The organism is Neptunomonas sp., assembly GCF_041601355.1.
Classification (GTDB): domain Bacteria; phylum Pseudomonadota; class Gammaproteobacteria; order Pseudomonadales; family Balneatricaceae; genus Neptunomonas.
The window spans coordinates 1-11,867 of the sequence record NZ_JBFIIH010000120.1; the positions used below are offsets into that span (position 1 = coordinate 1).

Here is an 11,867-nt window from a genome sequence, read left to right on the forward strand (position 1 = left end):
GTATAACCTACCTGGCCAATCCCGCCTTCATTGATAGGCGTATTACGCCATGCGTTATGGGTGAACTGAGAATCGATTGATACACCAATTACTTCAACGCCACGCTCTTTGAACGCGTCCATACGGTGATCCAATGCGATCAACTCAGAAGGACAAACGAAAGTGAAATCCAGTGGGTAAAAGAACACCAAACCACATTTTCCATTGATCGCTTCTTTAAGGTTGAAACCATCTACAATCTCACCGCTTGCCAGTACAGCTGCAGCTGTAAAGTCAGGAGCCTGTTTTCCTACAAGTACGCCCATTGTTTTCTCCAATTTTGTCCGGTTTAAAAATAGTAAACTAGGATACCAAGAGTATTGGTTTCCTTAAAAAACTTATTCGCTTTGTGCGCTGTCATCTGCGCTGGCAGCCGCTTTAATCAAAGCTTCCAAATCGCCTGATGCAGCCATTTCACAGATAATATCGCAACCACCCACTAATTCACCATTAACCCACAGCTGAGGAAAAGTTGGCCAGTTAGCATATTTTGGAAGTTCGGCACGAATTTCCTGGTTTTCAAGAATATTTACAAATGCAAATTTCTCACCGCACGCCATCAGGGCCTCTGATGATCTTGATGAGAACCCACACTGAGGGAAACGTGGTGTGCCCTTCATATATAAGAGGATTGTATTGCTCTCGATCTGCTCTTTAATGGTATCAATTACGCTCATCTGGCTACCTTCTGAAGACACTACTGTCGTATTAACTTATGTATGGACTAACCACTACTATTTAGAAAAAATATTATCACATACCCAACCAAATTACTCGGGTAAGGTGTCAAAAAAAATACCTCATATTATGCGAGTTTTTTCTACTCTTAGACTTTTATGGTGTTTACCCCATAGGATTTCAAGTTGATGATTCTGCATAGTTGCGAAAAAAGACTAGTATCAATAGAATGATGTTCTTTAAACGGCAGCCATGGCTGCCTTTTTTCGTTGTAGGGAGATAATAATATGCCACAACAGCCTTTAATGAATACGTACAAACGACTCTCCGTCAGTTTCGAACGCGGGGAAGGCTGCTGGCTTTACGATACTGATGGCAATAAATATCTGGATGCACTATCCGGCATAGCTGTATGCGGACTCGGGCACTCACACCCGGCCGTCACAACGGCAATTTGCGAACAAGCCAGCCAGCTGATACATACATCCAACCTGTACAATATTCCGCTACAGGAACAACTTGCCGCTCGCCTGACCAATATCTCTGGAATGGATAAAGTCTTTTTTTCCAACTCAGGAGCAGAAGCCAACGAAGCAGCCATCAAAATTGCGCGCAAATTCGGTCATGCTAAGGGTATCGAAAAACCATCAATCATTGTGATGGAAAGCTCCTTTCACGGCCGCACGATGGCAACCCTGAGCGCCACTGGGAATCGGGCAGTTCAGGCGGGATTTGAACCGCTTGTCAGCGGCTTTGTTCGTGCCCCTTTTAATGATGCTGAAGCTATTCGCGCCATTGCTGCCAACAATAAAAATATCGTTGCCATTCTGGTAGAACCCATACTGGGTGAAGGCGGCGTGCTGATTCCTGCCGATGACTATCTTGCAAAGCTAAGAAGCATCTGCGATGACAATGACTGGTTACTCATGTTGGACGAAGTACAAACAGGTAATGGCCGCACGGGTCGCTACTTCGCTTACCAGCACAGCTATATTATTCCTGATGTTGTAACAACCGCTAAAGGCCTCGGCAATGGCTTCCCGATTGGCGCGTGCCTTGCCAAAGGGAGAGCCGCCACTACCTTTACTCCCGGCGCTCATGGCTCTACTTTTGGTGGTTCACCATTGGCATGTGCCGTAGGACTGGCTGTCACTGACACCATTATGAACGAGAACCTCTGTGATCGTGCAGCATCACTGGGCAAACGCATACTGGATGGTTTTAAAGAACAACTCGAGGGCATGAACTATGTCAAAGAGATTCGCGGCAAAGGTCTGATGATTGCTATCGAGCTAAATGAAGCGGGGACTGAGTTGGCTATTTTAGCCAAGGTCAAAGGTATTTTGCTGAATATCACCGGTAGTGGGCATGTTATTCGTTTGCTACCACCACTGGTCATGACTGATACTGAAGCGGATCTGTTAGTCAACACACTGTCAAAACTGATTAAAATTTACGCTGCTGATGAGCGTTCAAAACCCAGAAGCTAGAGCCAAGCTCTGAAACAACATGGAAAGTCGTTATTTCGACATACATATATGAATATAAGACATTTTTTAACACTACTGGACCTGTCTTCAGAAGAATTAAAACAGATTATCAGTCGCGCTACCGAGCTTAAAGCCATGCGCAACAGAGGTGAAGTCTACGAACCTCTGTGTAATAAAGTGATGGCGATGATTTTTGAAAAATCATCTACGCGTACACGTGTTTCCTTTGAAGCAGGCATGGCGCAACTGGGCGGACATGCCATGTTTCTATCATCTCGTGACACCCAACTGGGACGAGGCGAACCTATTGAAGACTCTGCCCGCGTAATTTCCAGCATGGTTGATGTCGTCATGATCAGAACATTCAGCCATGATATAATTGAGACCTTTGCAAAACATTCAAAAGTACCGGTTATTAATGCGCTCACTGATGATTATCATCCCTGCCAGCTGTTGGCTGATATGCAATGTTTCTTTGAGCATCGCGGTGATATTCAAGGCAAAACGGTTACCTGGATCGGAGATGGCAATAATATGTGCCATTCCTATATAAACGCGGCGGCGTTGCTGGACTTCCAGCTTAATGTTGCATGTCCACAGGGATTCGATCCTGATGCAACACTTCTTGCTGAAAACAAAGATCGGGTCAGTATCTTCAGAGACCCGAAAGAAGCGGTCAAAGGTGCACACCTGATCGCTACAGATGTTTGGGCATCGATGGGCCAGGAAGACGAACAGGAAGTTCGCCTTAAGCGCTTCGAAGGTTATCAAGTCAACCCCGCTCTGATGGATCTGGCACACCGGGATGCCATTTTCATGCACTGCCTACCCGCCCATCGCGGCGAAGAGGTCAGTGATGAGATGATGAATGATCCACGATCAGTGGTATTTGATGAAGCAGAAAACCGCCTGCATGCTCAAAAAGCACTGCTTGAATTTCTCTTGGTTAATTAAAAGTCAGCCCGGAGTCAAATTCAAATCAAATAACAGTTAAATAAAATTTAGCTAAATGAGTCGGCTAATCTTTACGAAGCATTAGCCGTCCTCTGCCTTTTAAGACTAGACTGTATCAATAAATATCAAATTATTGAGCTCAAACTATTAAGATCAAGCTATCCGATGTTCAAATAGCTATAGCAGGACTGATGCATGATTGAACTAAGACATCTCAAAACGCTATCAGCCTTACGGGATGCGGGCAGCCTGGTTGAAGCCGCTGAACGCATTCACCTGACTCAATCCGCCCTTTCTCATCAGATAAAAGATCTGGAAGACCGGCTTAACTGCTCCCTGTTTATCCGCAAAACAAAACCTATTTGTTTTACTTCCGCTGGCCAGCGCTTATTGCTCTTAGCTGACGAAGTGCTGCCGATGATTCGTAATACTGAGCGGGATATCGCAAGGTTAGCAGGTGGCGAAACAGGACGACTCAACATCAGCATCGATTGCCACAGCTGCTTTGACTGGCTCATGCCGACCATCGATCACTTCAGGCAGCACTGGCCGGAAGTAGAAATGGATCTTTCCAGCGGTTTCACATTTCAACCACTGCCAGCGTTATCACGTGGTGATCTGGATCTGGTTATCACCTCCGATCCCGAAGAGCGCAACGGCATCATTTACATCCCCCTCTTCAGTTACGAGTCAGTACTCGCTCTGAGTAAGCGACACCGGTTGATTTCACGCAAATATATTCAGCCGCAGGATCTCGCTTCAGAAACGGTTATTACCTATCCGGTTGATCAAAACCGTTTAGATCTGTTTACCCGTTTTCTTGATCCCGCCAACATAGAACCTCAGGAGATACGTACCGCAGAACTGACGCTGATGATTCTTCAGCTAGTAGCCAGCGGCCGTGGCGTAGCAGCACTTCCTAACTGGGCACTGCATGAGTATTTACAAAGAGACTATGTTGCAGCGAAGCCTCTGGGCGAAAAAGGCGTGTGGTGTACACTTTACGCGGCCATTCGCGAAGACCAGAAAAACAGCGAATTCATGCAGGACTTCCTGAGCACGGCAAAAGAAGTGTCGTTCAGCACATTAAGCGGCATTAAATCAGCCTGAGCCAGCAGACTCAGGCTGATGACACTATTTCTGATCTATTGTTGATTCAGTTGGTACTCTTCTAACACCTCTTTCGCCGCCCGAAAAGCTTCTTGTGCCGCCGGTGCGCCACAGTAGACGATAGAGTGAAGCAGTACTTCCTGAATTTCTTCCGGGGTACAACCGTTATTCAACGCCCCCCGCACATGACCTTTCAACTCAGCAGGCGCTTTTAAAGCAGCCAGCATGCCAATCGTCACTAAAGAGCGCGTGCTGCGCGGCAACCCTTCTCGCTGCCAGGTAGAACCCCAGGCATGTTCATTTATCCAATCCTGAACCGGCTGTGTGAGCTCCGTTGTATTATCGATCGCACGCTGTACAAACTCCTCACCCATTACTTCTGTACGTACTTTTAGTCCGTTCTCGTAATCTTCTCTCGACATAATTCACTCTCGCCAGACAATTTCTATCCACATCAGTTTGATGAAAACATTTAGGTATTCATACTATCAAGCACTAATAATGCTCAATCTGAGTATCTATATTTAAGACAATTTTTCTTACGCGGATACTACAGCCATTTTTCCTGATCTCAACACTTGTTTATTAGTGATGATTGCTTACACTGTGAACCCTCTTATACACACTGACACTATAGACGGATCACCATGACTATCTGGACCCCAAACAGCTGGAGAAACAAACCTATTGTACAGCAGCCTGCGTATGCTGATCTTGAGCAAGTACGCCTGGTAGAACAACAGCTGGGTAAATTTCCACCTCTGGTGTTTGCGGGTGAAATCCGCTCTTTACACAACAAGTTGGCAGAAGTTGCCCAAGGCAAAGCGTTTTTACTGCAAGGGGGCGATTGCGCCGAAACCTTTTCAGAGTTCAACGCCAATAAAATTCGCGACACGTTTAAAGTACTGCTACAAATGGCAGTAGTGATGACATTTGCGGGCAGCGTTCCGGTTATCAAAGTAGGCCGGATAGCGGGCCAGTTTGCTAAACCACGCTCATCCGATGTAGAAACAAAAGACGGGGTTACGCTGCCGACTTACCGTGGAGACATCATTAATGATAACGCCTTCACTCCTGAAGCCCGCATCCCTGATCCGGAAAGGTTGTTGAAAGCCTATCACCAATCGGCTGCTACGTTAAATTTACTGCGCGCTTTTGCACAAGGCGGTTTCGCCGATCTGCATCAGGTACATCGCTGGAATCTCGGCTTCGTTGAACAAAGCCCGTTAAGCGCAAAATATCAGCACATGGCGGATCAGATTGATCAGACACTTGCGTTTATGGAAGCCTGCGGGATTCACGCAGAAAACACGCCACAAATTAATGCGACATCTGTTTATACATCTCACGAAGCCCTGTTGCTGGGATATGAGGAAGCACTAACCCGTCAGGACAGCATGACACAAGACTGGTACGACTGTTCCGCCCATATGCTGTGGATTGGTGACAGAACGCGTCAGACTGACCATGCGCATGTCGAATTTCTGAGAGGCGTAAAGAATCCAATCGGCATCAAGGTAGGGCCAACAACCGTACCGGATGAGCTCATCAAGCTGCTGGACATACTGAATCCGGACAACCTGCCAGGGCGCATCACATTAATTGCCCGCATGGGAGCCAATCAGATTACTGAGAAGCTAGCACCACTGGTACGCGCAGTGAAAAGCGAAGGCCGCCATGTTGTCTGGAGTTCTGATCCGATGCATGGTAATACGATTACGGCTACCAGTGGCTACAAAACCCGTAGCGTCGATGCTATTTTGTCTGAAATCCAAGGCTTTTTTGCGGTACACCGTGCTGAAGGCACGCATGCAGGCGGTGTTCATCTGGAGATGACTGGCCATAATGTTACCGAGTGTATTGGTGGTGCGTTTCAGATTACCGAAGAAGGTCTGGCGGATCAATATGATACATTTTGTGACCCACGCCTCAACGGTGAACAGGCACTTGAATTGGCATTTATGATTACCGATACCATGAAAGCAGCAAGAAACCACACACTATGAGCCAGCACAAAGAACTCTTATTAATCCTTAACGCTATCTCTTCAGAGATGATGGACAAGGGGTTATGGCAAGCGACGCCTCCTTCACAGGAGGCGCTTGGCAGCCCTGAACCTTTCTGTGTTGATACCCTGACCTTTTGCGAATGGGTTCAATGGATCATGCTGCCACGCCTGGAGCAGATGGCTCAGTCACAAGCAACCTTGCCGGGCAATAGCGACATGTTCCCGATGGCTGAAGAAGCATTTAAAGGCGTAGATGCGGAGACAGCAGAACTCCTCAGCCTGATCCTGCGACTGGATCAATGTTTACGCACCAGCCACTAATTTTCCACACCTGATTGCCACTTGTATAATCTACAGCGGATACACCCTATCCGCTGTTGCAATAACCCGGATAACAGCCCCAACAACAGATCAAACACAGAACTCTGGTGTAATCTCAATTCTGTTTAAACGTCCTGTAGAATACGATCCAGGCAGTTTGTATCGTTTAATCTTTTTTGTCATGCGTAGCGCCCAAATAAACAAACCAGGCCTATCAAGCTGTCATTTTTTTTGTTAATCGGGATACACTGTCTTTACTGAAGAAAACTGAAGAGACCGATTCACAGTTTTCAACCGATTTTCAACTAAGGTCGTTTATAATGGACCAAAGTTTCTTTGAACCGTTTCTTATCATTCTGCTTAGCGCGGTCATTGCTATTAACTGTCTGCGCTATGTGCAACTTCCCCCGATACTCGCGTATCTATCTGTCGGTGTTATTGTTGGCCCATATTCGTTCAAGTTTGTTGAATATTCTGACACCATACATCTACTCAGCGAACTGGGGGTTGTCTTTTTATTATTCATGCTGGGGTTAGAATTCTCCCTCCCCCGCATGATCACGATGCGCAAGACCGTATTCGGACTTGGCTTTTTGCAGGTTCTCAGCACCAGCCTACTTATTCTTCTGGTCGCCATACTGCTCGGACTACCCTTAGCAACTGCCATTGTCATCTCAGGTGCGTTAGCACTTTCATCCACCGCTATAGTGACAAGAGAGCTTATTCAGGCAAGCGAACTAAACACAGGTCACGGCCAGATCTCTATTGGTATTTTACTCTTTCAGGATTTAGCTGCCGTATTTTTCCTGATTATTGTGCCCTCTCTCAGCGGCCAACAAGAAATTGACGGCCAAACCATCCTGGTAATGTTACTCCAAGGGCTCGCCCTGTTATTAATCTTACTTTTATTTGGTCGTACCCTACTCCCCACACTGTTTAATGAAGCCGCTAAAGCACATTCAGACGAACTCTTTGTCATGACCGCCTTAGTCGCAGCCTTGACTGCTGCGTGGTTAACTTACACGGCGGGGCTTTCCATGGCGCTGGGAGGTTTTTTAGCAGGCATGATGCTCGGCGAAAGTCGCTATAAACATCAACTGAAGGCAGATATACGCCCCTTTAGGGATCTGTTACTCGGGCTGTTCTTTGTGTCCGTCGGTATGCAACTCAATCTTATTGCGTTACAGGAAAACTGGTTCTGGATCATTGTTATCACCATCAGCTTACTGGCATTTAAAACTCTCACAACCACCGGCTTAGCATTCATTCTCCACAAAGACCTGAAAAACGCCTTTCGTGCAGGATTAAGCTTATCCCAGGGCGGAGAATTTGGTTTCGCGCTACTCACTCTCGCCATGAGTCACCAGTTAGTCAGCTTACAGCTGAATTCAATCATCACCTCTACCATTATTCTTAGTATGGTGTGTACGCCACTGCTCATTAAGCTAGGCAGGAAGCTTTCTCACTACCTGACAGTCAAAGAACACCCTTCCACACCTGACCCCTTTACACTTACACACACCCTGCAACAAGAAACCCGGGAACTGCATGACCATGTTGTCATTTGCGGCTATGGACGTGTCGGACAAGTCATCACACGCTTTTTAAAACCACTTAACATCCCCTATGTGATTATTGATTCTGATCCACTACGCGTGCGTGAATCCGCCGCCGCAGGCGAACGTATCTACTACGGTGATGCTAAACGACACGATCTTATGAAGTCCATCGGAGCAGAACGCTCCAAACTTATCATTGTAACCTTCCCCGATGAAAAAGAAGCGCTGAAAACATTACACAGCTTACAGAACCATCTGAATCACGTCCCCATCCTGGTTCGTACCCGTGATGACTCTATGCTCGAAGCGCTGCAGCAAGCTGGTGCAACCGAAGTAATACCTGAAAAACTGGAAGGTAGCCTGATGCTGGTATCTCATGTACTCACGATGCTGAAAATTCCAGCGACTGAGATTCGTGAACGTATTCGCCAAGTGCGGAGTGAGCGTTACCAGATGCTACAAGGCTATTATCACGGCACGCGTTCCAGCAAAGTCGATAAAGAAGGTGCCGCTAACACTATTCTCCATCCTGTATTTCTTTCAGCCGATAGCGCTGCATCTGGCCACTCCATTAAATCGCTGACATTAGAGCGCTACCAATCCAGGATCCAGCTGATAAGGCGCCAGCAAACATCCCTGCAACGCCCCTCCCCCGAAACAATACTGAAAGCAGGCGACATCCTGATTATTCAGATGCCTGCCGATCAGCAAGAAGTACTGGAAGCTAAACTATTATCAGGTGGCTGACCCTCTCGCTGGTTACTGTTAAGATAGCGCTTTTTCATCTCCATCAGTGACGAGGCTTATCCATGTCCCAATTCAATAGCATCAGCGATCTCCTGCATGAAAGCGGAGCTCAATTTCGCATCTTTGATATGGGACGTCGTATCTCGAAAATCAGTAGCGGCCAGTTTGAAAAACTCGAGCAGGGTATGATCCCTTACCCTTTGCCCTATTTACACCATGCATGGCTAGCCCTGATGCTATGGAACAGCAAAGACAAAAAACAGAATGTTGTCTGGTTTCTCAAATTCCCACTCGACGAACAAGGCTTCCTTGTCCAGGCGGTGCGTGATGATTTCCTCAATCGGCTGATGCAGAATATCAGCCAAATGCTACAAAAGGAAAACCTCGATCAGAACAATGACGCATTAAAAGATAACCCATTTTCCTTCACACCCGATCAGGAGAAAATGGCGATGTTTCATGCGCAATCAGCCACCATTATCCAACAACCCGCCAGCCAGTTTTATACCGGTACGAAAGCATATTTCAGTGGTGATCTGGGTTGGCAGAACTGGTCGACACTCGGCTATCAGGGTATTGCGGATCTTGCGGCTCGTTTAGATGAAGATAACAACAATGCTTATTTATTAAATGCGATTCCGCACCTGCCCGCAGAACCTCTGCGAGCATTGTGCACATGCCTGGAGCATGTTGAACCCGATCACCGTATCGCTACAGCGCTGCTACGCCGCTTACAGGAGCAATTACAAACAGACCCGGATGAGACAGGCAATACTAATCTGGTTGCTGCGCTGTTACGCGGCTTGTCCAATATCCATAATGAAGAACTGAAGAAAGCGACGATTCAAGAGACGCTGACCTCTTCATATGCGGCAAAAGCAGAAGTCATGGCGGCCATCGCAACGCGTTGTAACCAGTCATTGCAATATCCGGATCTGTTAAGCCTCTATCTTGAAAAATTAGCCGTTTCAGAAGCAGGACAAAACGGATTCTCGCGCATTCTGGCTGACCTGATGTTTATTCCGGTGATGCGGATACTGATATTACAAGCATTCAGAAATCCACAAAGAAGCGAAGACCTGTCTGCCGCCATAGGAGTGATGTTTGGGGCATCGTTTGAGAACTCTACGAAAAACTAACCGACTGACTCAACATTATCAGGTAGTTTTAATGTCAGCTTCATCTCAATGACTTTCTGCTCAGCTTTCTTTTTGTAGGAAGCCCGGGCACGCGAGCCTTCAGGTTTCGTCAAATAATAGAGCAATGAAGCAGCCTGCTCCTCGGATATCGACTGAGACCGACTCCACTCGCGGATAAATGCATACAAGGTTGCGTCACGATTATCGGTTATCGCCTGCGGATGCGGCTGATCCAATAACTCTCCCTGGCGAAAGCGCCGCACTACCATTTCGTAATGATAAGAAAAGATCGGAAAAACAACGCGCTCCTCTTCTGAGCGCAAACGAAACCATTCCGCTTCACGCCCTGCATGATACACCACCGGATGGCTCCAATGATGCTGAGTCGGATGATCTGCATAGCGACATGCTTCCATGTAGGCTTGCCTGACACCCGGTACACCATCGCCAGCGCCAATCGTTTCAAGAATTTTAAGAAACTCAGAAACTGTCGGCATCCACGCCAGCGTTTCTTTACAGCGATCAACTGCTGTCACCAACTGAGTTTCTGAAAACGCCGCCAGGCTCAATGCCCACTCTCGCTTAGCAATACGGATCTCGTCCTGCGTTTCAAAACAACTTTTGAACTTATGCCCATAAATTGCCATAAAGCGTGCAAAAATTAAGTTAACCAGCGCTTTCGTTTCAAGACTTATCGGGTCGGAAGATTTTTTTTCAGCAGCGGTTGTCCGGACATTACCAGTCGGTGTCTTTGATATCCATGATGGCTGCTGTAACCCGTTTTCGTTTTTCTTTAGTATCTCGGCGGGTGTTTTCATCATTTATACCTGAACCTGAAGAGTGTCGTGGTTGCTGATTACGTTGCTGCTCATTACGTTGTTCACGGGCGTCACGCGTCTGTTTTTGCACCCATTCACGTTTAACCCACGCCAGAAATTTCTGATCCCAGTTACTTTCTTTTCGCTCTTTATCGATATAGTAGAGTATGAATTCATCCAGACATGTCTCGACAAATTCACGCGGAATCTGATGCCGCGGAAGAATTGAAAAAAACATGTCAGAGGGCGTCCAGCCCAAATGCATCATATGCAGTTGTTGATTACGTTCTTCATGACGATCAAATAACTGCTGTAACTCATCTTTCTGACGCTTCCAGCCAATACTACCACCAAAAGCCGGAGCGGGCCCACGATCACGCATATTGTTACGTGATGGCAGAGGTCGTCTCGGGTACGGAGGCGGCGCATCTACAATCGGCAATCGGGCAATCCGTTGCAGCTCGTCTTGCTGCTCTTTGTGATGATTAACGGCCACGAATGCAGGCTCCTCAGCAGAGCCTGAAGTGTGAATTTTTTCACTGCTCTGTGCAGATGAAAACGCGCTGGCCGCTGTCGTTTTGACAGGCTGAGATACTGATTCTTCACGCCTTAATGAAGATCCTTGCGCACCCCTTTGAGTAACGTTTTGCGCTGCTATTTCGCTGATCCTGACGGATCCACCCGCATTAATAATAACGCTAACAGGAGAGTGCGCTGCTAAGACCGACAGTAGTTCAGCGACTTTGTCGCGCGTCCAAAAATCAGTCAAGCTCAGCCACTGCTGGGCGGATAGCATCGCTTCACTCTTACCCGACTTATCGGCAATACCGGCGATACTTAATTGCTCATGACAAATATAAAAGAGTAACGCGGCTTCCACACCTAGCTTTCGTGCCAGCGAGGGATAAACAAACAACGGTTTTTCAGGAATCGTAATCGACATTCAAATACCAAATAAGGGTTGATGCTGAGCAGCAACCCTCAACCGATGATGCTAATACTCA

The 11,867-nt window shown here is 47.0% G+C and carries 12 protein-coding genes; 7 read left to right on the forward strand and 5 right to left on the reverse strand.

Annotation, left to right across the window (positions count from 1 at the left end; translation table 11 throughout):
• Both ABY436_RS15920 and grxD read right to left on the reverse strand, forming a co-directional pair.
• Window positions 1–305: redoxin domain-containing protein (locus tag ABY436_RS15920; protein ID WP_372739920.1), on the reverse strand; the 305-nt coding region annotated here is incomplete at its 3' end.
• Window positions 306–377: 72 nt separating this feature from the next.
• On the reverse strand, window positions 378–716 hold the full coding sequence (gene grxD / locus ABY436_RS15925; RefSeq protein WP_372739921.1) for a Grx4 family monothiol glutaredoxin: 339 nt from the start codon (window positions 714–716) through the stop codon (window positions 378–380).
• A gap of 288 nt (window positions 717–1,004) precedes the next feature.
• Here grxD and ABY436_RS15930 point away from each other — a divergent pair, with 288 nt between their 5' ends.
• The 3 genes from ABY436_RS15930 (at window position 1,005) to ABY436_RS15940 (ending at window position 4,271) form a co-directional block, all read left to right on the forward strand.
• Window positions 1,005–2,207, forward strand: coding sequence for an aspartate aminotransferase family protein (locus tag ABY436_RS15930; RefSeq protein ID WP_372739922.1), 1,203 nt, complete (start codon window positions 1,005–1,007; stop codon window positions 2,205–2,207).
• 48 nt (window positions 2,208–2,255) lie between these two features.
• Complete coding sequence (argF, locus tag ABY436_RS15935; RefSeq protein ID WP_372739923.1) at window positions 2,256–3,161, forward strand: ornithine carbamoyltransferase; 906 nt, start codon at window positions 2,256–2,258, stop codon at window positions 3,159–3,161.
• Window positions 3,162–3,356: 195 nt separating this feature from the next.
• Complete coding sequence (locus ABY436_RS15940; protein ID WP_372739924.1) at window positions 3,357–4,271, forward strand: LysR family transcriptional regulator; 915 nt, start codon at window positions 3,357–3,359, stop codon at window positions 4,269–4,271.
• 35 nt (window positions 4,272–4,306) lie between these two features.
• Here ABY436_RS15940 and ABY436_RS15945 read toward each other — a convergent pair whose 3' ends face one another.
• Window positions 4,307–4,693, reverse strand: coding sequence for a carboxymuconolactone decarboxylase family protein (locus tag ABY436_RS15945; protein ID WP_372739925.1), 387 nt, complete (start codon window positions 4,691–4,693; stop codon window positions 4,307–4,309).
• Between the two features lie 225 nt (window positions 4,694–4,918).
• Here ABY436_RS15945 and ABY436_RS15950 point away from each other — a divergent pair, with 225 nt between their 5' ends.
• The 4 genes from ABY436_RS15950 (at window position 4,919) to ABY436_RS15965 (ending at window position 10,045) form a co-directional block, all read left to right on the forward strand.
• Window positions 4,919–6,277 carry a class II 3-deoxy-7-phosphoheptulonate synthase gene (locus tag ABY436_RS15950; protein WP_372739926.1) on the forward strand — a complete coding sequence of 453 codons (1,359 nt, stop codon included), beginning with the start codon at window positions 4,919–4,921 and terminating at the stop codon, window positions 6,275–6,277.
• Window positions 6,274–6,600 (forward strand): YqcC family protein, encoded by a 327-nt coding sequence (locus ABY436_RS15955; RefSeq protein ID WP_372739927.1) that lies wholly within the window; start codon window positions 6,274–6,276, stop codon window positions 6,598–6,600. Before ABY436_RS15950 ends, ABY436_RS15955 begins: the two co-directional genes overlap by 4 nt.
• Before the next feature lie 320 nt (window positions 6,601–6,920).
• The gene (locus tag ABY436_RS15960) at window positions 6,921–8,906 is read left to right on the forward strand and encodes a cation:proton antiporter (protein ID WP_372739928.1); all 1,986 of its coding nucleotides are present in this window, start codon (window positions 6,921–6,923) and stop codon (window positions 8,904–8,906) included.
• Window positions 8,907–8,968: 62 nt separating this feature from the next.
• Window positions 8,969–10,045, forward strand: coding sequence for a DUF3549 family protein (locus tag ABY436_RS15965; protein WP_372739929.1), 1,077 nt, complete (start codon window positions 8,969–8,971; stop codon window positions 10,043–10,045).
• On the opposite strand, the gene ABY436_RS15970 is transcribed toward ABY436_RS15965, so the two are convergent.
• Both ABY436_RS15970 and ABY436_RS15975 read right to left on the reverse strand, forming a co-directional pair.
• Complete coding sequence (locus ABY436_RS15970) at window positions 10,042–10,866, reverse strand: replication protein P (RefSeq protein WP_372739930.1); 825 nt, start codon at window positions 10,864–10,866, stop codon at window positions 10,042–10,044. The genes ABY436_RS15965 and ABY436_RS15970 overlap by 4 nt on opposite strands.
• Entirely contained in the window at window positions 10,781–11,806 is a 1,026-nt protein-coding gene (locus tag ABY436_RS15975) for a DnaT-like ssDNA-binding domain-containing protein (RefSeq protein ID WP_372739931.1), read from the reverse strand. The genes ABY436_RS15970 and ABY436_RS15975 overlap by 86 nt, the downstream gene beginning before the upstream one ends.
• Window positions 11,807–11,867: the final 61 nt, after the last annotated feature.